Source organism: Nocardioides hankookensis (assembly GCF_042658885.1).
GTDB classification, from domain to species: domain Bacteria; phylum Actinomycetota; class Actinomycetes; order Propionibacteriales; family Nocardioidaceae; genus Nocardioides; species Nocardioides hankookensis.
This window is the reverse complement of sequence record NZ_JBHSRJ010000005.1, coordinates 42011-62471: the sequence shown is the minus strand read 5'-3', so window position 1 is coordinate 62471 and position 20461 is coordinate 42011. Positions and strand designations below refer to the sequence as shown.

General features: G+C 71.3%; 23 protein-coding genes. 9 read left to right on the top strand and 14 right to left on the bottom strand.

What is annotated here, in order from left to right; translation table 11 throughout:
• Positions 1-59: 59 nt before the first annotated feature.
• The 6 genes from ACFPYL_RS14780 to ACFPYL_RS14755 form a co-directional block, all read right to left on the bottom strand.
• A complete protein-coding gene (locus ACFPYL_RS14780; protein WP_379155656.1) occupies positions 60-1805 on the bottom strand; it encodes a DUF4012 domain-containing protein in 1746 nt (581 codons plus the stop codon).
• A gap of 119 nt (positions 1806-1924) precedes the next feature.
• A complete protein-coding gene (locus ACFPYL_RS14775; RefSeq protein ID WP_379155653.1) occupies positions 1925-2329 on the bottom strand; it encodes a hypothetical protein in 405 nt (134 codons plus the stop codon).
• Positions 2330-2639: 310 nt separating this feature from the next.
• Positions 2640-2936 carry a DUF1416 domain-containing protein gene (locus ACFPYL_RS14770; protein ID WP_379155650.1) on the bottom strand — a complete coding sequence of 99 codons (297 nt, stop codon included), beginning with the start codon at positions 2934-2936 and terminating at the stop codon, positions 2640-2642.
• Entirely contained in the window at positions 2936-3784 is an 849-nt protein-coding gene (locus ACFPYL_RS14765; protein WP_379155648.1) for a sulfurtransferase, read from the bottom strand. The genes ACFPYL_RS14770 and ACFPYL_RS14765 overlap by 1 nt, the downstream gene beginning before the upstream one ends.
• Before the next feature lie 59 nt (positions 3785-3843).
• Positions 3844-4302 carry a DUF4395 domain-containing protein gene (locus ACFPYL_RS14760; protein WP_379155645.1) on the bottom strand — a complete coding sequence of 153 codons (459 nt, stop codon included), beginning with the start codon at positions 4300-4302 and terminating at the stop codon, positions 3844-3846.
• A gap of 232 nt (positions 4303-4534) precedes the next feature.
• On the bottom strand, positions 4535-4999 hold the full coding sequence (locus tag ACFPYL_RS14755) for a thioredoxin family protein (protein WP_379155641.1): 465 nt from the start codon (positions 4997-4999) through the stop codon (positions 4535-4537).
• A gap of 59 nt (positions 5000-5058) precedes the next feature.
• On the opposite strand from ACFPYL_RS14755, the gene ACFPYL_RS14750 reads away from it, so the two are divergent.
• Complete coding sequence (locus ACFPYL_RS14750) at positions 5059-5454, top strand: VanZ family protein (RefSeq protein WP_379155638.1); 396 nt, start codon at positions 5059-5061, stop codon at positions 5452-5454.
• On the opposite strand, the gene ACFPYL_RS14745 is transcribed toward ACFPYL_RS14750, so the two are convergent.
• Entirely contained in the window at positions 5395-5646 is a 252-nt protein-coding gene (locus ACFPYL_RS14745) for a MoaD/ThiS family protein (RefSeq protein WP_379155635.1), read from the bottom strand. The two genes, ACFPYL_RS14750 and ACFPYL_RS14745, sit on opposite strands and share 60 nt — an antisense overlap.
• Positions 5647-5784: 138 nt before the next feature.
• Here ACFPYL_RS14745 and ACFPYL_RS14740 point away from each other — a divergent pair, with 138 nt between their 5' ends.
• Positions 5785-6522 (top strand): response regulator transcription factor, encoded by a 738-nt coding sequence (locus tag ACFPYL_RS14740; RefSeq protein ID WP_379155632.1) that lies wholly within the window; start codon positions 5785-5787, stop codon positions 6520-6522.
• 9 nt (positions 6523-6531) lie between these two features.
• Positions 6532-7335 carry a mycothiol synthase gene (mshD, locus tag ACFPYL_RS14735; protein WP_379155629.1) on the top strand — a complete coding sequence of 268 codons (804 nt, stop codon included), beginning with the start codon at positions 6532-6534 and terminating at the stop codon, positions 7333-7335.
• Positions 7336-7369: 34 nt separating this feature from the next.
• On the opposite strand, the gene ACFPYL_RS14730 is transcribed toward mshD, so the two are convergent.
• From ACFPYL_RS14730 to ACFPYL_RS14710, 5 genes are read right to left on the bottom strand one after another with little or no spacing between them, the layout of a single operon-like run.
• On the bottom strand, positions 7370-8245 hold the full coding sequence (locus tag ACFPYL_RS14730) for a hypothetical protein (RefSeq protein ID WP_379155626.1): 876 nt from the start codon (positions 8243-8245) through the stop codon (positions 7370-7372).
• A gap of 50 nt (positions 8246-8295) precedes the next feature.
• Positions 8296-9246 carry a CAF17-like 4Fe-4S cluster assembly/insertion protein YgfZ gene (gene ygfZ / locus ACFPYL_RS14725; protein ID WP_379155624.1) on the bottom strand — a complete coding sequence of 317 codons (951 nt, stop codon included), beginning with the start codon at positions 9244-9246 and terminating at the stop codon, positions 8296-8298.
• Positions 9239-9661: a Fur family transcriptional regulator gene (locus tag ACFPYL_RS14720; protein ID WP_379155621.1), complete on the bottom strand. Its 423-nt coding sequence runs from the start codon at positions 9659-9661 to the stop codon at positions 9239-9241. Before ACFPYL_RS14720 ends, ygfZ begins: the two co-directional genes overlap by 8 nt.
• 5 nt (positions 9662-9666) lie before the next feature.
• Complete coding sequence (locus ACFPYL_RS14715) at positions 9667-10161, bottom strand: FABP family protein (RefSeq protein WP_379155618.1); 495 nt, start codon at positions 10159-10161, stop codon at positions 9667-9669.
• 9 nt (positions 10162-10170) lie between these two features.
• Positions 10171-10866, bottom strand: a complete 696-nt coding sequence (locus tag ACFPYL_RS14710; protein ID WP_379155615.1) for a hypothetical protein — start codon at positions 10864-10866, stop codon at positions 10171-10173.
• Between the two features lie 39 nt (positions 10867-10905).
• On the opposite strand from ACFPYL_RS14710, the gene ACFPYL_RS14705 reads away from it, so the two are divergent.
• The 3 genes from ACFPYL_RS14705 (at position 10906) to ACFPYL_RS14695 (ending at position 14061) form a co-directional block, all read left to right on the top strand.
• Positions 10906-11265, top strand: a complete 360-nt coding sequence (locus tag ACFPYL_RS14705; protein WP_379155612.1) for a DsrE family protein — start codon at positions 10906-10908, stop codon at positions 11263-11265.
• 46 nt (positions 11266-11311) lie between these two features.
• Positions 11312-13774: a hypothetical protein gene (locus ACFPYL_RS14700; RefSeq protein WP_379155610.1), complete on the top strand. Its 2463-nt coding sequence runs from the start codon at positions 11312-11314 to the stop codon at positions 13772-13774.
• A gap of 101 nt (positions 13775-13875) precedes the next feature.
• Entirely contained in the window at positions 13876-14061 is a 186-nt protein-coding gene (locus tag ACFPYL_RS14695; protein WP_379155606.1) for a hypothetical protein, read from the top strand.
• Between the two features lie 12 nt (positions 14062-14073).
• Here ACFPYL_RS14695 and ACFPYL_RS14690 read toward each other — a convergent pair whose 3' ends face one another.
• Complete coding sequence (locus ACFPYL_RS14690; RefSeq protein WP_379155603.1) at positions 14074-15099, bottom strand: alpha/beta hydrolase; 1026 nt, start codon at positions 15097-15099, stop codon at positions 14074-14076.
• Positions 15100-15142: 43 nt separating this feature from the next.
• On the opposite strand from ACFPYL_RS14690, the gene ACFPYL_RS14685 reads away from it, so the two are divergent.
• The 3 genes from ACFPYL_RS14685 (at position 15143) to ACFPYL_RS14675 (ending at position 19036) form a co-directional block, all read left to right on the top strand.
• Complete coding sequence (locus ACFPYL_RS14685; protein WP_379155600.1) at positions 15143-17296, top strand: RNA degradosome polyphosphate kinase; 2154 nt, start codon at positions 15143-15145, stop codon at positions 17294-17296.
• A gap of 102 nt (positions 17297-17398) precedes the next feature.
• Positions 17399-18016: a DUF47 domain-containing protein gene (locus ACFPYL_RS14680; protein ID WP_379155597.1), complete on the top strand. Its 618-nt coding sequence runs from the start codon at positions 17399-17401 to the stop codon at positions 18014-18016.
• A 6-nt stretch (positions 18017-18022) separates the two neighbouring features.
• Complete coding sequence (locus ACFPYL_RS14675) at positions 18023-19036, top strand: inorganic phosphate transporter (protein WP_379155594.1); 1014 nt, start codon at positions 18023-18025, stop codon at positions 19034-19036.
• 115 nt (positions 19037-19151) lie between these two features.
• Here the strand turns inward: ACFPYL_RS14675 and ACFPYL_RS14670 are convergent, their stop codons facing one another.
• Positions 19152-20207, bottom strand: coding sequence for a hypothetical protein (locus ACFPYL_RS14670; RefSeq protein ID WP_379155592.1), 1056 nt, complete (start codon positions 20205-20207; stop codon positions 19152-19154).
• Positions 20208-20461: the final 254 nt, after the last annotated feature.

Below are 20461 nucleotides of genomic sequence, written 5' to 3'. Positions count from 1 at the left end.
TTTACGGTCAGGCTTCGGCGAGATAGAGGCCAGGCCCAATGACGACACCCTTTCTGTGATCATCGGCACGCCGACGAGACTTTCCGGCTCTCGGAGCCGGTCTGAACTGAGGGGGTGACGGCTACGTCCACAGATCCGGTTTGCTCGGAACCGCTGCGCATTCTCCAAGTGAGATCGGCCTTCTGCTGCGGCTTTAACTGCACGACCGCAGTGAAGACCTTGCGGCCGTCCGAGTCGATCGCCGGGAACCCGGTGATCGGCTTGCCGTTGAGGGCGACCCCGGACACCTCGCCGTCCACCGGGCCGTAGAGCCGGACGAACACCAGCTGATTGCCGGGCTTGGTCCCGAACTGCCCTCCACCCGTAATGTACGCCGGAAGTGATGCGGCGTCCGTCGGCGCATCGGATGACAGGCTGGCGTGCCCGGTCAAACCTTGGACGCCGTCGGTGCAGTAGGTGGCGTCGACATCCACGTCGTAGCGGAGGTAGTAGGACATCTTGGCTCCGGTGGCGTCGGTCAAGTAGACGCCGACCTGGGGGTTGTTTCCTGGTGCTGAGTCGAGCTCCCCCGCAACCCCGGTCCCGGAGAGCTCGCTCTGGACCTGCTCGTCGAAGTCGTGGACGTAGACACGGCGCTCGTCCGCCCCCTTGGCAAGTGCGCTGATGAGGTCGCGAGGTGAGTCCACGCCAGTAGAGATCCGGTCGAACATCGCGCTGGCGACGGCCCGAAAGAACGTGTCCTGAGCGGCGGGGTCCTCGTAGCGGACGTAGACCTCGTGCAGGAGCTCGTCCACCGCGTTGTCCGCGGTGAGCGTGATCCCGTCGACCGTGATGGATCCGGTCGCACCGAGGATGTAGGAGATTGCGACCGGGTCGATCGACAGGACACCGTCGACCTTCTCCGGGTAGACCTGCTCCCAGCGCGCCTTCCACAGGTCGGCGGCTCGCGGGAAGTCCGGCTGGAGGTTCGCGTTCAGGAAGAACGTCCCGAGCACGTCGCCATAGATCTCCTCCTCGGCTGGAGTCAGAGGCAGGACGGGCTTGTCTGTGTTCCCGAACGTGTTCGCCGCTACCTGACGTGTCATGCTGACCGCGCCGTTGTCAGCGTGGACCAGCGAGACGGCACCCGGGAGGCCGCCGGTGGCACGGATCTCCGCATTGTTCTGAAAGACCAGCAGGTAGTTCTTGGAACCCTCGGCTCCGAGCATCGAAGGCAGCACCCGTACGGCCGTGTCCGCACTGGTGAGGGCAGACGCCGCCTCCTGGACCTGACTTGCGAGGTCGCGGTACTTGCTGCGGAACCTCTCCACGTAGCCGCTCGAGTCCTCCTCGGACAGGCGCTGGTCGGCGGCAACGAACGCCGTGCGTGCGGAAGTCACCGGGTCTTGAAGCGCCTCCACGGCTGCCGGGTCGATCCGCCCGTCGCTCGGGACGATCGACTCCAGGTCGCCCGACACCCGCACGAGCGGGTCGATGCCGGACGCGGCGAGGTCGTCGACGACCGAACTGACGACTGCCACTCCCTGAGCGTCATCGCCGAAAGACGGCAGTCGTTCGAGGACCCACCACGTCGGCCCGTTCGTCCGCTCGGCCGCTGAGCTGCTGTGGTCCTCGAGCTTCGTCAGCGCGGCGTCGGCGGCCTGATCGTCGCCGTCCTCGATGGCGGTGCGGAGGACGGTGACGTCGTCGACGGCGGCTGTCAGGTCTTGGTTGACCCGGTAGGCGGTCCACCCCGCCCACACGGCCCCCAGCAGGACCACCGTGAAGAGAATGGCCAAGCCGACCCAGACCGAGCGTCTACGCATGCGGAGAACCTACCTAGTGCACGACCGCGTCTTATTGCGGTCTCGTCAACGGTCGACCAAAACGTGATGAAGGGAGCGCCGGCATCGCCGGCGCTCCCTTCACCTGAAGCGTTCGCCGACTACTTGACCTTGATCGTGTAGGTCCGGGCCTTCGAGTCCTTGGCGTTGTCGCCCTTGAAGGTCACGGTGATCTTGTAGGTGCCCTTCTTCTTCAGGGCCGGACCCGTGACCGAGATCGTCTTGCCGTTGTACTTCACCCGGGTGGTCTTGTTGGTGCCCGGGCCCTTGATGGTGACGATGACGAGGCCCTTGGGCTTGACGTTGCCGGACGACTTGACGCTGACGACAGTCTTGGGCTTCTTGCCCTTCTTGACAATCTTGGCGCCGACGGCCTTCGTCGACGTAGCCGGGCACTGCGTGTACTGGGTCGGCTTGCAGGCGGCCGACGCGGTCTCGGCGGAGACCGCAACGAAACCGGCGGACAGCAGGAAGGCTGCCACGAGGCCGGTGATGAACTTCTTCATTGGGACTCCCCCATGAGTACTCGGGTCTGGAGCGGCAATCCAATCACAGGATCTGAGTGAGGGTGACCACAGTTCGGGAGACGGTTAGCAGAATTTACGCCGCTGTCACGGATGGATCGGCGGCTTCTTCTTAGATTTGGCTCCCGAGGGCCGATAGTGACCCGTTCGGGCTATGGAAAGTGGCCGCAAGGGCCAGGTGACCCGATCAAAATTTGATGCAGTGATCTGTACCACTTCACGGTGCGGTCCAGACCATTCACGAGCCGAAAGGGCCCGACCGCAGAGCGGTCGGGCCCTTCCTGTCTGCCTGTCAGATCGCGACGACGACCTCGGCGACGGTGCCGACAGCGGCGATGACCTTCTTGTCGACCGGCTCCGCCTTGGGAGCGAGGGTGCGAAGCGTCCACTCGCCGTCGCCGGCGAAGAAGCGGAAGTGGCCGCTCGCCGAGGTCGGGACCTCGGCGGTGAACTCTCCGCTGCGGTCGAGCAGACGCACGTAGGCGTTGCCGACCGGCTCACCCGAGCGCAGCACCTGGCCCTGGACGATCGCCTCCTTCTTGACGTCGATGCCGTCGAGGGAGAGGCCGCCTTCGGTGGCGCCGCACATCAGGCGTCACCGCGCTCGTCGCCGAGGGCGACCGGAACGCCGACGAGGGATCCGTACTCGGTCCAGGAGCCGTCGTAGTTCTTGACGTTCACCTGGCCCAGGAGCTCCTTGAGCACGAACCAGGTGTGCGAGGAGCGCTCGCCGATGCGGCAGTAGGCGATGGTGTCCTTGTCCCAGTCGACGCCGGCCTCGGTGTAGATCTCCTTGAGGTCCTCGTCGGACTTGAAGGTGCCGTCGTCGTTGGCCGCCTTGCTCCACGGGACGCTGGCCGCGGTCGGGATGTGACCCGCGCGCTGGGCCTGCTCCTGCGGCAGGTGGGCCGGGGCGAGCAGTCGGCCGGCGTACTCGTCGGGGCTCCGCACGTCGACCAGGTTCTGGGTCCCGATCGCGGCGACGACCTCGTCGCGGAAGGCGCGGATCGAGGAGTCCTGCTCGGTCGCGGTGTACGACGTGGCCTCGCGGCTCGGCAGGTCGGCGGTCAGCTCGCGGGAGTCGAGCTCCCATTTCTTGCGGCCGCCGTCGAGGAGCTTGACGTCCTGGTGGCCGTAGAGCTTGAAGTACCAGTAGGCGTAGGCGGCGAACCAGTTGTTGTTGCCGCCGTACAGGACGACGGTGTCGTCGTTCGCGACGCCGCGGCTCGAGAGGAGCTCCTCGAACTGGGCCTTGTTCACGAAGTCGCGACGGACCTGGTCCTGGAGGTCGGTCGTCCAGTCGAGCTTGATGGCGCCCTCGATGTGGCCCTTGTCGTACGCCGTGGTGTCCTCGTCGACCTCGATGAGCACCACCTTCGGGTCACTCAGGTTGTCGGCCACCCACTGGGCGGTGACGAGGGTGTTCTCGCGGGTCATGTCTCTACCTTTCTTGTGCGCCGAGGAAGGGGCGCGGGGCTGGTGAACTTCTGGGTGGGTCAGCGCGCGGTCGCGCGCTTGAGGAGCAGGTACATCTCGCAGCCGAGGCAGAACCGGAAGACCGCGTTGAGCAGGGCAGCGAGCAGCGCGAAGCCGACCGCGATCTCACCGAGGAGGTCGACGCCGGCGAGGAAGCCGGCGAGCCCGACCACGGCGAAGCCGAGACCGACGGCCTGCGCGAACCGCGGCGGCGCCGGGTCCTCGAGCTCGTCGGGAGCGCCGAGCCGGGGCCGCACCAGCGTGCGGAACAGCCACGAGTACGGCGTGTGCTGGACCCCGCGGGTCGCGCCGATCGCGAACAGCACGGCCTGGACGGCGAGCAGCGCCGTCGCGACCGGGCCGGGCGCCACTAGCAGCACGACGACGAGCACCAGCGAGGTGAGCCCGGCGGCGAACTGCGGGCCACGCGGGTCGATCCCGGCACTCGGCCGGGCCTGCTGCGGTGTGGTCGTGGACATGTCTCTCCTGCGGATGGCTACGTGGGCGGGGCCACGCAGTCAGTCCGAGGTGACTCGGAGAGCTGAGGCGCGGCTGGTCAGCGCATTCGACAGAGCGACGAGCGCGTGCGGCAGTGATCCACTGCGCGGCGCTTGGTCAGCATGGTCGAGGACATGTCGTCCAGAGTAGGTACGGCGGGCGCCGTGCCGACAATCCGCGTCTCATTGACCGAGACGGTTGTCCACATCGTGGTCACGGGGCGCTTCCGAGAGCGGCGAGCACCTGCTCCTTGCGGGGTGCGCCGGCGGCCCGAGTGACCTCGCGACCGGCGGCGTCGAGCACGAGCGTCGTGGGCGTCCGCAGGATGCCGAGGCTCCGGGCGAGCTCGAGGTGGTGTTCGGCGTCGACCTCGAGGTGCTCGACCCCCGGCACCAGCTCGGCGACCTCGGACAGGGTCCGGCGGGTGGCGCGGCAGGGCGCGCAGAACGCGGAGGAGAACTGCAGCAGCGTCGCCTTCTCGCCGAGCGTCGCGTCGGGCAACGCGGCGAGCACCGCCTCCCAGGGGCCTGGTGGTCTCGAGACAGGCGCTAGCGCGCCTTCCTCAACCACCGGGATCTCACGCGTGCCGCGGAAGCGGCCGTCGGTCAGCAGGCGATAGACACCGAAGCCGAGGCCGAGCACGACCGCGACGACGACCACCCAGGCACCACTGCTCACGTCCCGTGCAACGGTCGCGGTGTCCGTCACATTCCGTCGGTGTGAAAGCGTCCCGGGTCATGAAGGTCGCGCTGCTCGTCTACTCGGTGCTGCTGGGCATCGCGCTGCTGGCACCGACCTCCGGCGACCAGTCGACGATGGCGTCCTGGATCGCGGTCGGCTCGGTCAGCCAGGCGCAGGCGGAGTTTCTCTGCAACATTGCGATCCTGGCGCCGGTGTCCGCGCTCGGATCGCTCATCTGGCGGCGTACGACGTGGCGCGACTGGACGGCGTACGCGTTCGTCCTCGCGTGTGCGGTCGAGCTCACGCAGGGCATCTTCCTCGGCGAGCGGACCGCATCGGCGACCGACGTCGTGGCCAACACCCTCGGCGGGCTGGCCGGCGCGGTGCTGGTGCTAGCCGCCCGCAAAGGGCGGCAGGAACTCGACCGTCGAGCCCGGCTCGACGACCACTGAGCCCGGGTCCGCGCTGGCGACCGGCCGGTCGCCGACCAGCGTCGAGCAGACCTGGAGCACCTCGGGGAGCCGGGTGCCGGGGTGCAGGGCGACCGCTCGGCGGACGACCTCGGTCAGCGTGATCGGGCCGTCGACGGCGAGCTCGTCGGCGCCGACACCGGCCGCGGCGCGGGCCGAGGCCCAGTAGTGCACGCGAATGGTGTCGGTCTCATTTCGCTTGGAACCTTCCAATGAGACGCCCATGTTTCGGTATTGTTCACGAAGACGAGTGATCGGCCGAAGCCCAGCGTTGCGTTTCGGTCCCCGCCCCATCCGGGAGGAGACCATCTCATGAGCACGCTCCTGCTTCTCACCAGCGCCCTCCAGCCGTCCGCCGAGGTGCTGCCCGCCCTTGCGCTGCTCGGCCACCAGGTCAAGATCCTGCCCGCCGAGGGCAGCGCGCTGCTCGAGGCTCCCGAGGCCGACCTGCTGCTGGTCGACGGCCGCCAGGACCTCGCCCACGCCCGCGACCTGTGCCGCCTGATCCGCACGACCGGCACCGACGTGCCCGTGCTGCTCGTGTGCACCGAGGGCGGCCTCGCCGTCGTGCTGCACGACTGGGGCATGGACGACGTCATGCTGCACACCTGCGGCCCGGCCGAGCTGGAGGCCCGCATCAAGCTCGCCATCGGCCGGCTCAACGCCCGTCGCGACGCCGACGACCCCGAGTCGCACGTGATCCGCTCCGGCGAGGTCGTGGTCGACGACGCGACGTACACCGCCAAGATCAGCGGCCGCCCGCTCGACCTCACCTTCAAGGAGTTCGAGCTCCTGAAGTTCCTGGCCCAGCACCCCGGCCGCGTCTTCAGCCGCCAGCAGCTGCTCCAGGAGGTCTGGGGCTACGACTACTTCGGTGGCACCCGCACGGTCGACGTGCACGTACGTCGACTCCGCGCCAAGCTCGGCGTCGAGAACGAGACCCTCATCGGCACCGTCCGCAACGTCGGCTACCGCTTCGTGCTGCCGTCGAAGGACCAGCAGGCCGCGGCCGACGCCCGGTCGACCGATCGCGTCGACCAGGGTGTCTAACCTGAGGTCGTGCCCGACCTCGACCTGATCGCCGACATCTCCACCGCTGCCGAGGCCGAGGACGGCGCGGCACCGTTCGACGAGGCGACCTGGCGCGCGCTCCGGCACCACCCCGACACCGTGCGCTCGTGGGGGGACGCCGACGCCGTCGCCCTGCTGGTCGGCGACCAGCTCGGCCTCGTCGTACGCCCCGACGCGCGACGGCAGGGCCGGGCGGGCCGGCTGCTGGCCGACCTCCCCCCGGGTGAGCTGACCGCCTGGTCGCACGGCGACCACCCCGGCGCCGCGGCGCTCGCGCGCAGCCACGGCTTCGAGCGGGTGCGGTCGCTGTGGGTGATGCGGAGACGGACCGGCGCGCCGCTCCCCGAGCTGCCCGACGGCCCCACCATCAGGACCTACACGCCCGACGACGCCGACGAGCTGATCCGGGTCAACGCGGCGGCGTTCGCCCACCACCCCGAGCAGGGGGCGATGGACGCGGCGGAGCTGGCCGAGCGGATGGCGGAGCCGTGGTTCGACCCGGCCGGGCTGCTGCTGGCGGTCGAGGGCGACCGGCTGCTCGGCTTCCACTGGACCAAGCAGCACTCCCCCGACCTCGGCGAGGTGTACGTCGTCGGCATCGACCCGACCGCGCAGGGCCGCGGCCTCGGCAAGCTGCTCACGCTCGCCGGCCTGCACCACCTCGCGGGCCTCGGGGTCGCGGAGGTGCTGCTCTACGTCGAGTCCGACAACGCCCCGGCGATCGCCGTCTACTCAGGCCTGGGCTTCACCCACGCGGACGCCGACACCCACGTGATGTACCGGCGCTCGTAGAAAGGTGGACCGATAGTCGCCTCGCCCCTCGCCGTCACGCGCCGCGACACGTCAGGCACAGCTGTTCGGTCCGCACTTCTACGACTGCCCGGAGGATCGCCGCGACCTCGTCGGCGTGGAACATCACGTCCTCCCAGCAGAACCGCAGCACCAGCCATCCGTGCGCGACGAAGGCGTTGTAGCGGCGCGCATCGGCCGCCAATGCATCGCGACCTCCGTGCCACTCGAACGAGTCGGCCTCCAGCGCCGTCTTCAGGCGGACGTCGACGAGGTCGGGACGACCGAGGAACGCCGGGTCGTAGACGGGGACCTGCGGCTGGACCGCGAGTCCGCCCACCTGGGACGCGATCCCGCGCAGCCCGGACTCGAACGGGTTGGCTGCCAGCGGCGTGGCGAGGCGGGCGACGGCTCGCGCCTGTCGAGACCCGGGCCCACGCGCGTCACGGGCGACCGCCAGCAGCTCCGCGCGCGGAAGGCCCGAGCGGAGCGCGGAGTCGGCGACGGCCAGGGCGTCGAGGAAGGGGAGCCCGCGCACGCAGTCGAGCACCGTGCGCTCCGGAGTGGTGGCGCCGTCCACGGCCGCGACGTCCGCCCAGTGGAGCGTCACGCCCCGACGCTGCTGAGCGGTCAGCCTCCGGTGCTTCGGGACGGTGACCTCGGGCAACGCCGGCACGTGCAGCACCGGCCAGCCGTGCAGCAGGGCTGCGCTTCGGTGCGAGGCCACGCCGCCGACCCGGTGCGCCGCCACCAGCACCTCGTCCGCGGCACCGAGCGCGTAGGCACCGCGACCCACGGGTGTCACGTCGCCGGCGACCACGGCGCGGTCGAAGGACGCCCGGTCACACAGCCGGATCAGGTCGCGGCGCGGCGCGACGCCTCCCAGCCGCTCCAGCACCTCGACCACCGACACCCGGACAGGATCGTCGCCCGCGGCCGAGGACGCCGGGCGTCATCCACAGGTCAGCGCAGCGGCCGGACGTGCAGGCCGACCTCGGGGTCCACGACGACCTCCTGGGCGGCCGGCATCCCGTCGACCGTCAGCTCGACGTCGAGCGGGACGTTGCGCTTGACCATCGCCAGCGCGATCGGACCCAGCTCGTGGTGACGCGCCGAGGTCCCGACGAAGCCCACGACCTTGTCGCCGTGGAGCAGGTCGGCGCCCACGGCGGGCAGCCGGTTCTCCGAGCCGTCGAGGTGCAGCAGTGTCAGGCGACGCGGCGGCCGGCCCAGGGTGTGCACCCGCGCGACGGTCTCCTGACCTCGGTAGCAGCCCTTGTCGAGGTGGACGGCGGGACCGATCCAGCCGGCCTCGTTGGGGATCGTGCGGTGATCGGTGTCGAGGCCGAGCCGCGGCTCGCCGCGCGCGATCCGCAGCGCCTCGAAGGCCCACAGGCCGCACGCGGGTCCCGCCGCCTCGGCGTACGCCGGCAGCTGGTCGCGCGGGACCAGCTCGTAGCCGGCGTACGGACCGTCACCGGTCGAGGACGGCCGCCAGGTGAGGGCCAGCTCGGCGGTGACGTCGGCGACCTCGACGCGCATCATGAAGCGCATCCGGTCGAGGAAGGTCACCAGCGCCTCGGCGGCGCCGGGCTCGGTGAAGGCCGTGAACGACTCGCCGTCGTCGTACCCGAAGAACGCGTACTCGACGTGGCCCTGCGGGCTGAGGATCAGCACACCGGTCCACACCTTCGGCGCCAGCGACTCGAGGTGCTGGGTGGTGAGCGAGTGCAGCCAGGTGAGCCGGTCCGGGCCGGACACCCGGACGACGTCGTGGTGGGACAGGTCGACGAAGCCGTCGCCGGCCTCGAGCGTCCGCTGCTCGCCGTTGAAGGAGCCGTAGTGCGCGGCGACCTCGCGGTCGACGCCGTCGGCCGCGACAGCACCGGGCAGGTCCAGCAGGGGGCTACGCATCCGTGTCCTCACACTCCACACACTCGCCGAAGATCGCCAGGTGGCCGACGTCGATGACGAACCCCTGCTCCTCGCGGAGCCGGTCCGCGAGCGGAGCGACCACCTCTGGGTCAACGGAGACGACCCGGTGACAATTCCGGCAGACCAGGTGGAAGTGCTCGTGGTCGCTGACCGAGTGGTACGTCGGGGCGCGGTCCGAGAGGTGCGCGTGCCGGACCAGGCCGAGCTCCTCGAGCACCTCGAGCGTGCGGTAGATCGTCGAGACGTTGACGGCGCTCGCGTGCTGCTGCACCTCGACGAGGATCTCGTCGGGCGTGGCGTGGCCGAGCTTCTCGACGGCCTGGAGCACCAGCTGCCGCTGCGGGGTCAGGCGGTAGCCGAGGCTGTGCAGCCGGGAGGCGAGCTCGTCGGTCATCGGTCCTACTGGCGCTCGAGCTGCGCCCACAGGTGCGGCTGGAGCTCCTGGCCCATCGCGGCCATGTCGTAGGCGTAGAGCAGCCGGCTCTCGACGTTGCCGTAGAGCCGCTTGCCGCCCGTCACCTCCTTGGCCGACTCCGTGAAGCCGACGCCTGCAGTGTGCAGCTCGAACTTGGCGACCTCGGCCTTGCCGTACCAGATCTCCGAGATGCCCGAGGAGTGGGCGAGGACGAGCTCGAGGTCCCCGCCGGGACGGCAGCGCAGGAAGCCCGCCTCCTGGGCGGCGTCACGCACCTTCTCGCCGTCGGCGTCGACGATCCAGGACCGGGCGAAGTAGTGGAAGAACGGCCGGCCGTCGTGGGTGAACACCAGCTCCTGGCCGTACTCGAACGGCTCGATCGTCGGGTAGTCACCCTTGCCGCGACCGCCCCACCGACCCAGCAGCCAGGCCACCGGGGCGCAGTCGGGGTGGAGGTTGTCGGGCAGCTCGAACACCATGGGAGCACCCTACGGCGCGGGCTCCAGCCCGAGGGAGTCGCGGACGAGGCGCTCCAGGCTCCCGTCGACGCGCAGCCGGCGCACGAAGGAGTGCCCGCCCTTCGGGTGCCGGTGCACGGTGACGCCAGGCCGGCCCTCGATCAGGGCGGCGTGCGCGATGTCGAGCTCGTCGTTGGCCACGTGGACGTTCACGGAGGTGTGACCGTCGCTGGCGTCCAGGAGCGGGCGTACGTCGAGCACCTTGTCGGGCTGCTCGGAGCGCCACAGGGCTCGTGCCCGCGGCATCCACCGCCGGTCCCCCATCTCCGCGCGCACCTTGCGGCGCATCGAGACCTGGGCGCCGAAGGCGTGCACGGTCTGGAAGCCGCCCATCACGCCGACGGCCATCGCGGCGAACCCGCCCGCCGACGTACCGAAGAGCACCGCGTCGCGAGCCAGGGAGTCGACCAGCTCCCGCGCGCCCTGGGCCGCCGAGCGGAGGTCGGGCCCGAGCTCGGGCACCCCGTCGACGTACCAGGCCTGCGCCTGGTCGCGGATGAAGATCTTGGTGACCGGGAGGTTGCGGGTGAGGCCGAAGAACTCGAACGGCGGGATCGCCAGCTTGCCCTTGAGGCCGCCGAACGCGACCAGTGCCAGGTCGGAGCCCTGGTCGTCGACCGCCAGGCTGCAGGCGGGGTCGGCGAGGAGCTCTTCGAACGTGGGCACCGCCCGACTATAGGTGCGGGCGGCCTCTACCTTGTCCTCATGAGCCGACCCCTCGTCGTGAAGGTCACCTGCGGCGCCGACGACCCCGAACGCGCCAACCAGGGCCTGACCGTCGCCGCGACCGCGGTGAGCGCGGGCGCGGCCGTCAGCCTGTGGCTCACGGGCGAGGCCGCGTGGCTCGGCGTGGCCGGACGGGAGGGCTTCACGCTGCCCCAGGCGGCCCCGACGACCGACCTCGTGGCCGCCGTCGCCGCGGGCGGACGGGTGACGGTGTGCACCCAGTGCGCCGCCCGGCGTGGGATCACCGAGGCCGACCTGCTGCCCGGCGTACGGATCGCGGGCGCGTCCACGTTCGTCGAGGAGGCGCTCGCCCCGGAGGCGCAGGCACTGGTGTACTGACGATCAGGCAGCACCGAGGCGCCGTGAACGCCTAGGCTCATCCCTGATGAGCACGAACGACCCGACTCCGAACCGTTGGTGGCAGCGCAAGGGCGAGCTCGCCGAGGGGGGCGACACTCCCGAGCCGGCGACGCCGCCGCCTGCCGCCGCGCCGCCACGCACCCCCGTCGACCTCGACGCCGCCATCGAGCGCACCAAGGAGCTGCGGCGCCGCGCCGAGCAGGCGGCCGCCGAGCAGGCCGCCGAGCGCCTGGTCGCCGAGGAGGCCGCCCAGGCCGCCTCCCGCGCCCGCGTCGAGGCCGACGAGCGTGCGGCCGAGCACGCCGCACAGGCGCAGGAGGCGTACGACGCCCGCCGCGCCGCCGAGGAGGCCGGCGAGGCCCACGCGGCCGAGCGGACCCGGCTCGAGGAGGCCGCGACCGAGGCCGCCCGCGCCCGGACCGAGGCCGAGGAGACCGCGCGCAAGCTCGTCGACTCCGCGAAGGTCGCCACCGCCCTCCGGCTCGCCGCCGAGCAGGCCGCCGCGCAGCAGACCGTCGACCGCACCGCCGCCGAGGAGTCCGCCCGCACGGCCGCCGAGCAGGCCGCCGCCGCCGCGGAGGCGCGCCAGCAGGCCGAGGCCGCCGCCCAGGAGCAGGCCGAGGCCGCGGCCGCCGCGCACGCCGCTCGCACGGAGGCCGAGGGAGCCGCGCGTACGGCGGCCGAGACCGCCGAGCAGACCCTCCGCGAGGTCGCCGGCACGTCCGAGCAGACGCTGCGCGAGGCGGCCACGGCCGCCGAGGAGTCGCTGCGGGAGACCATCGCCGCGACCGAGGCCTCGGTGACCGCGGCCGGCACGAGCGCCCAGCAGGCCCACGCCGACCGGGAGGCGGCCGAGGCCCGCGCGACCGAGCTGGCCGCCCAGCTGGCGGCGGCGACCCAGGCGCACGAGGACTTCGTGCGGGTCGCCCAGGAGAGCCGGGCCGCGGCCGAGCAGGAGGCTGCCGACCAGGCCACGGCACGCGCAGCCGCCGAGGCGAGCGCGGAGGAGGCGGGACGGCTGCGCGCCGCGGCCGACGACGCGGCCGCCGAGCACGCACGGTTGGCCCAGGAGGCACACGCCGCCCGGACCGCCGCCGAGGAGACCGCGCTCGCACAGACGACCGCGGCCGAGTCCGCGGAGGCGGCACGCGCCCGCGCCGAGGAGGCCGCAACCCGGCAGGCCGAGGCGGCCGCTGCAGCCGCCGCGGGCGAGGAGGAGGCGCGTCGTACCGCTGCGGAGATGGCGGTCGCTCTCCAGACGGCCCACGACGCGCGGATCGCCGCGGACGAGTCCGCACTCTCCCAGGCGGAGCGCGCCCAGGACGCGCACGCGGCCCGGCTCGCCGCCGAGGAGCTCGCCGCGGAGGCGGTCAGCGCCCGCGAGGACGCCGAGCGCCAGGCCCGTGCGCAGCTCGACCTGGCCGCCGCGGCCCACGGCGACCGCACCGCCGCGGAGCGGTCCGCCGAGGCGGCCGCCGCCCGCGCCGACGAGGCCCAGGCCGCCCGCGAGCAGGCGGAGATGCGCGCCAGCGAGCAGGCGGAGGCGGCCGCCCAGGCGGCGACCGACCAGACCGCCGCGCACCAGCGCGCCGAGCAGCAGGCCGAGGCAGCCCGGCTCGCCCACGAGGCCCGGGCCGCCGCCGAGGACGCCGCGCGCGCCCAGGCCGAGCAGGCCGAGCAGGCCCACGCCGCCCGGATCGCCGCCGAGGGTCTTGCCGCCGACGCCGTCGCCGCGCGCGAGGACGCCGAGCGGCAGGCGCGCACCCAGGTCGACCTCGCCACCGCCGCCCACGGCGACCGCACCGCGGCCGAGCAGGCCGCCGAGCAGGCCGCCGTACGCGCGGACGAGGCCCAGGCCGCCCGCCAGCAGGCCGAGCTCCGTGCGACCGAGCAGGCCGAGGCCGCCGCCCAGGCGGCCACCGCCGAGTCGGCCGCCCACGAGCGAGCCGAGCAGCAGGCCGCGACCGCCCGCGCCGCCCACGAGGCCCGGGCCGCCGCCGACGCCACCGCCCAGGAGCATGCGGCCGCTCGCGCAGCGGCCGAGGTCACCGCCAGCGAGGCACTCGAGGCCCGCTGGCTCGCGGAGCAGGACGCTCGCAGCCACGCCGAGCTCGCCGCCACCGCGGCGACCGAGCGTCAGGCCGCCGAGCAGAAGCTCCGCGAGATCCTCGACGCCACCGCTGCCGCCACCGCGCGCCAGGCCGAGGAGCTGAGCGCCGCGGTCGCCGCGCGCGAGGCGGCCGAGCAGGCAGCGGCCGAGCAGGCCCGGCTGCGCGCCGAGGCCGAGAAGGTCGCCGCGGACCGCGCCGCCGACCGCAGCGCGGTCGAGGCCGCCGTACGCCACCAGGCGGAGATCGCCGAGGAGGCGATGCAGGAGCGGGTCGAGGCCGAGGAGCGGGCACGGGCGCTCGCCCAGGAGCTCACCGAGGTGCGCGCCGAGCTGCTGGAGCTCCAGAACCAGAAGCGAGGGTGGCGGCGGTCACGCTGACCCTCGCCCACGGGGTCGTTAACACAATGTTCAACGCTCAAGACCCCAGTATCTGTTGGGTTTCCTGGTTTTCGGGGCGCGTGCGTGCACAGGATTGAGGCATGTCTGAGAGCACTCGGGAAGCCGACACCTGCCGTCGCTGCGGACACACTCGGCGGCACGTCACGGGCAGCGTCGCCCGGGTCGCGCGGCGCGCGGTCGGTCGCAAGCCACCCCGGGTGGAGTGCGGTGAGCAGACCGACCTCGGCTGGGCGTGCCCGTGCCGCAGCCGCTTCCACGCGAGCTAGTCAGACCCGCACTCAGCCCTGGAGCCCCGCCCGCAGCGCGGCTGCGATCTCGGCGTTGGCGGCCGGGGCCGTGCGGCCCAGGCCGACGTTGAGGAAGCCGTGGATCAGGTCGTCGTAGCGGCGCAGCTCGATCGCCGCGCCCGACGCCGCGAGCCGCCGGGCGAACGCCTCGCCCTCGTCGCGCAGCGGGTCGAAGCCGGCCGTGGCGACGTAGGCGGGCGCGAGGCCCGGGGGCAGCTCGGCGTACGCCGGTGACACGCGGGGGTCGCGCGGGTCGGAGTCGACGATGTACGACTCGCCGGCGAGGTCCATGAAGCCCTTCGTGAGGTAGAAGCCCTCCGCGAAGAGCCGCGCGCTGTCGGTGTCACGCTCGGCGTCGGTCACCGGGTAGACGAGCAGCTGGAACGCGAGCGGCAGGCCGGCGCGGGCCGCCTCGATCGCGACCCCGATGGCCAGGTTGCCGCCCGCCGAGTCGCCGCCCACCGCGAGCCGCCGGGGGTCGGCGCCGAGCTCCTCGGCGTGGTCGACGACCCAGCGGTACGCCGCGAGCGCGTCGTCGTAGGCCGCCGGGAACGGCTGCTCCGGACCGAGCCGGTAGTCGATCGCGAGCACCTGGGCGCCGGACCGCTCGGCGAGGAACCGGCAGGCCGGGTCGTGCGACTCGAGGTCGCCGTACATGAAGCCGCCGCCGTGGAAGAAGACGAGCAGTCCTCCCCGCGCCAGCGGCGGCGAGTAGAGGCGGGCCGGCAGCCCGGCGACGACGAGGTCGCGCACGTCGCCCAGCGGCTGCGGGCCGGCGGACATCCGGGTGTGCCGGCGGATCGCTCGCCGGCCGTCCGGGATCGGCATCGTCTCGGCGCCGCGCTCGCGGGCCAGCCGCTGGAGGCGGAGCATCAGCTGGACGTCGACGGCCAGGGGCGCGCCGTCGACGATGACGCGCCGTCCGGCGAGCGCGCGCTGCGCCCGCGGTGGCAGCGACATGACGGCGCGCAGGGCCTCGGTCTTCACACGCTCGACCACACTCGCAACGGGGCTCACGACGGGCAACCTACCGTTCACCTCGCAGTGCAAGACTGACGCCATGACGCTCGACAGCCTGCCTCCCGACGCGGTCTCCAGCCACGGCGAGGGGATCCCGGAGGAGCCGTTCGACGTCGAGCCGCCGTACCAGCCCGACGACGAGGCCCTCGCCGCGGTGGAGAAGTACGCCGACCGCTTCCTGGACCGCGAGCTGTCCTGGCTGCGCTTCAACCAGCGGGTCCTCGAGCTCGCGGAGGACCAGACGCTCCCGCTGCTGGAGCGCACCCGCTTCCTGGCGATCTTCACGAGCAACCTCGACGAGTTCTTCATGGTCCGGGTGGCCGGCCTGAAGCGGCGCATCGCCGCCGGGCTCGCCGTACCGGCCGCTTCGGGGCTGATGCCCAGGGACGTGCTCGAGCTGATCTGGTCGACGACGCGCGAGCTGGCCGAGCGCCAAGCCCGGCTGTTCCGCGACGAGATCGTCCCCGCTCTGAGCGAGTCGGGTATCGACCTGGTGCGCTGGGACGACCTCGACCGCGAGGAGCAGAAGACCTGCAAGCGGCTCTTCAAGGACCGGGTGTTCCCGGTGCTGACGCCGCTGGCGGTCGACCCGGCCCACCCCTTCCCCTACATCTCGGGGCTCTCGCTCAACCTCGCCGTCCTGATCCGCAACCCGAAGACCGGCAAGGAACACTTCGCGCGGGTCAAGGTGCCGCCGATCTTCAGCCGCTTCGTGCCGGTCGGCAACCAGCGCTTCGTGCCGCTCGAGGACGTCATCGGGGAGCACCTCAAGCGGCTCTTCCCGGGCATGGAGGTGCTGGAGGTCCACACCTTCCGGGTCACCCGCAACGAGGACCTGGAGGTCGAGGAGGACGACGCCGAGAACCTGCTCGCCGCCCTCGAGAAGGAGCTGCTCCGCCGACGCTTCGGCCCGCCGGTCCGCCTCGAGGTCGAGGAGTCGATCGCGCCGCAGGTGCTCGAGCTGCTCGTCTCCGAGCTCGGGGTGAGCGAGGAGGAGGTGTTCAAGCTCCGCGGTCCGCTCGACCTGCGCGGCCTGCACGACATCGCCGACCTGCCGCGGCAGGAGCTGAAGTACCCCGCGTTCGTGCCGACCACCCACCACCAGCTCGCCGAGTTCGAGTCCGCGGCACCGGTCGACGTGTTCAAGGCGGCCCGGCGCCACGACGTGCTGCTGCACCACCCGTACGACTCGTTCGCGACGTCCGTGCAGCGGTTCATCGAGCAGGCCGCCGCCGACCCGCACGTCCTCGCGATCAAGCAGACCCTCTACCGCACCTCCGGCGACAGCCCGATCATCGACGCCCTCATCGACGCCGCCGAGAGCGGCAAGCAGGTGCTGGTGATCGTCGAGATCAAGGCGCGCTTCGACGAGGAGGCCAACATCCGGTGGGCCCGCAAGCTCGAGCAGGCCGGCTGCCACGTGGTCTACGGGCTGGTCGGGCTGAAGACCCACTGCAAGCTCGCGATGGTGATCCGCGACGAGCCCAACGGGATCCGGCGCTACACCCACATCGGCACCGGCAACTACAACCCGAAGACGTCGCGGATGTACGAGGACCTCGGGCTGATCACCACCGACGAGCAGATCGGCGACGACGTCGCCCACCTCTTCAACAATCTGTCCGGGTGGTCGCGCAACGCGTCGTACGAGCAGCTGCTGGTGGCACCCGACTCGGTCCGCTCCGGGCTGGTCGACCAGATCCACCGCGAGATCGCCCACCACCAGGCCGGGCGGCGGGCCGGCATCCGGCTCAAGGCCAACTCGGTGGTCGACGAGGCCGTCATCGACGCGCTCTACCTGGCGTCGCAGGCGGGCGTGACGGTGCAGCTGCTCGTGCGGGGCATCTGCGCGCTCCGGCCCGGCGTACCCGGGCTGTCGGAGACGATCTCGGTGCGCTCGGTGCTGGGCCGGTTCCTCGAGCACAGCCGGGTCTTCTGGTTCGAGAACGACGGGGACCCGCAGGCGTGGATCGGCTCCGCCGACATGATGCACCGCAACCTGGACCGGCGCGTCGAGGTGCTGGTCAGGCTGCCCGGCGAGGACAACGTCCGCGCCGTGGGCGAGCTGCTCGACCTCGCGTTCGACGCCGACACCAGCGCGTGGGCGCTCGACAGCGAGGGGCACTGGAGCCAGAACTCCGGCTCCGTGCACCTCCAGGAGGCCCTCATCGAGGCGCAGCGGCGCCGGCGGTGACCCGGACCACCCCTGAGGGTCGCTGAGGGGTCGCACTTGCGCGTTTCGGGCGGCCACCCCCTAGTCTGATCGCGTTCATTTCCTCCTCACCAGGAGTTATTCGTGGGATTGCGACTCCGCCCGGTCGACACCTCCTTCTACGACCTCTTCACGGAGCAGGCGCAGCACCTCGTCGGTGGCGCGTCCCTGCTCGCGGAGATGCTCGCCGACGGCGCCGACCACGCCGATGTGGCCCGCCGGATGCGCGAGGCCGAGCACAACGCGGACGAGTCCACCCACGCGATCGTGCGGAAGGTCAACACGACCTTCGTGACGCCGTTCGACCGTGAGGACATCTACTCGCTCGCCTCGGCCCTCGACGACGTCATGGACATGATGGACGAGGTCGTCGACATGATCCTGCTGTACGAGGTGAAGGTCCTGCCGCCGGAGCTCTCCACGCAGGTCGAGGTGCTCCAGCGCTGCGCCGAGCTGACCGCGGCCTCGATGCCCAACCTCCAGTCGATGCAGTCGCTCGAGGAGTACTGGATCGAGATCAACCGGCTCGAGAACGCCGGCGACAAGAACCACCGCCGTACGATCGCGAAGCTCTTCAGCGGCGAGTTCAAGACCATCGAGGTGCTCAAGCTCAAGGACATCGTGGAGTCCCTCGAGGAGGCGATCGACGCGTTCGAGAAGGTCGCCAACATCGTGGAACAGATCGCGGTCAAGGAGTCCTGACCGGTCATGGACCTCGCGATCGTCATCGCGGTCGTCGTCGTCGCCCTGGTGTTCGACTACACCAACGGCTTCCACGATGCCGCCAACGCCATCGCCACCTCGGTGTCGACCCGGGCGCTCACCCCGCGCATCGCCCTGGTGCTCGCGGCGGTGATGAACTTCGTCGGCGCCCTGCTCGGCCAGGAGGTCGCGCACACCGTCAGTGACGTGATCACACCCCTGCCCGGCAACGCCGGGCTGGTCGTCGTACTGGCCGGGCTGTTCGGTGCCATCGCCTGGAACCTGATCACCTGGTACTTCGGCCTGCCGTCGTCCTCCTCGCACGCCCTGATCGGCGGCCTCGTCGGCGCCGCGATCACCGCCGGCGCGCTCGTGCACTGGTCGACCATCGTCGACAAGGTGCTGATCCCGATGGTGCTGTCGCCGGTCTTCGGCTTCTTCGCGGCGTTCGTCGTGATGCTGTCGATCATGTGGATCTTCCGGAAGCGGAACCCGCACAAGGTCTTCCGCGGCTTCCGGATGGCCCAGACCTTCTCCGCCGCGGCGCTCGCGCTCGGGCACGGCCTCCAGGACGCGCAGAAGACGATGGGCGTCATCTTCCTGGCACTCACCACGGCCGGCTACTACACGAACGCCAACGGTAAGCCGCAGGAGAACCTCCCGCTCTGGGTCGTCGTCCTGGCCGCCTCGGCGATCTCGCTCGGCACCTACTCCGGTGGCTGGCGGATCATGCGGACCCTCGGCCGCCGGATCATCCACCTCGACCCGGCCCGCGGCTTCGCGGCCGAGTCGGTCGGCGCGGGTGTGCTCTACACGACGGCGTTCGTCTTCCACGCCCCGATCTCGACGACCCACACGATCACCTCCGCGATCATGGGTGCCGGCGCGACCAAGCGCTTCTCCGCCGTACGGTGGGGCGTCGCCCGCTCGATCGTCGCCGCCTGGGTCCTCACCTTCCCCATGGCCGGCCTCGTCGCCGCCGCGTTCTACGTCGTCCTGCACGCGGTCCTGGGGGTCTAGGCCGGCCGTCTGGGGTAGCGCCTGAGGGCTGCCCGCGGGGATAGCCAGCTACGAAACGGCCCTTCGGTAGGAAGTGGAAGGGCCATGTTGTCGCTGGCTACGCCACCGGGGCCTCTCAGGCCGACCGTCGGTACCCGAGCAGACGGTCCTGCTGGGTCGGCGTCAGCGCGCGCCGGAGCTCGACGGTGTGCGTCGGCGTCCACCATGGCGGCGCCTCAGTAGTCCAGCGCCGCACGCGTGATGCAGACAGGGCGCGCTCTCGTGCCTCCCGGACCCGTCGTACGAGCCGCGCGTGCTCGCGTACGTCGGCGCTCACGAGCTCGAGGCACTCGAGGCCGACTCGGCGGAGATCGTCGGCCGTCAGCAGGTCCTTCGCACGCTGCTTGCCTGCCAGGTGCAGGCTGCCGTCGTACTGGACCGCCAGACCAGCCGAGACGTCGAGCAGGTCGGGCGTGCCGACATGTCGGCCGGAGAGGTCGAACACCGGCCGATTGGTCAGCGGCGGGTCGAGCCTCAAGTCCACCGGCCACACGACGCGCACGTCGACCTCCGGCGGAGACCAGGCGTTCTCGTCAACCAGCAGGGCCGCTTCTCTCGCCTGCGGGATCCCTGTCCAGTGGTACAAGAGCTCGAGGTGCTCCAGCAGCTCGTCTCGAGAGACCAGGTCCGCATGCGCAGCCATGTCGAACACGCGGACCGCAGCGAGCACGTTCGTGGCGTATCGCATGGCGAACGCGACCGCTGACACGGCCGTGACGACCCGCAAGCCGTCGACGGCGGTACGCAGCGGGGGTGGGACACACTCTCCCGTGACCACTGTTCCGAGCTGGGGACGGACGGATCGCTGGAGGCTCGCGATCTCGACCGGCAGTGGGCGACCGCCCGTGGACTGACCGTCGAGCCAGGTCGCTCCGCGCCACGCAAGCGCCGCCCAGCCGGTGACGGCCGAAGCACGGCCGAGATGGTGAGCGGACTCGACGATCCGCTGCTGGACGTCGCAGGACACGGTCGACGGGACGTAGAACCCGTGGCTGGTACGACGCCAGTGCGGACCACGGGCCTGCTTGGGGGTCGGACCGAGCACACCGGTCGGATCGACTCGCACAGGCAGCACCAGGCCCGGCCGCTCCGGGTGGAACCCGGGCGGTCGCATGTGCTCCGTGCGCGCCATCCCGACACGATCCGTCACGTCGTCTCGGCGGTGCGGACGCTATCCACAGGCCAGCGTCGGGATAGCCAGCCACAAGACGGCCCTCCAGCCCCCACCCCGAGGGCCGTTTCGTCTCTGGCTATCCCAACATCCGCCCGGAAACACCCTCACGACCCACCTGAGGGCCTTGCATTTGTCTTGTAGGAAACCAGGGGATCGGGCGGGCGGTGTCTTGAGATCGAGGGAGTTTGATCAGGACATCGAAACAGCACCAC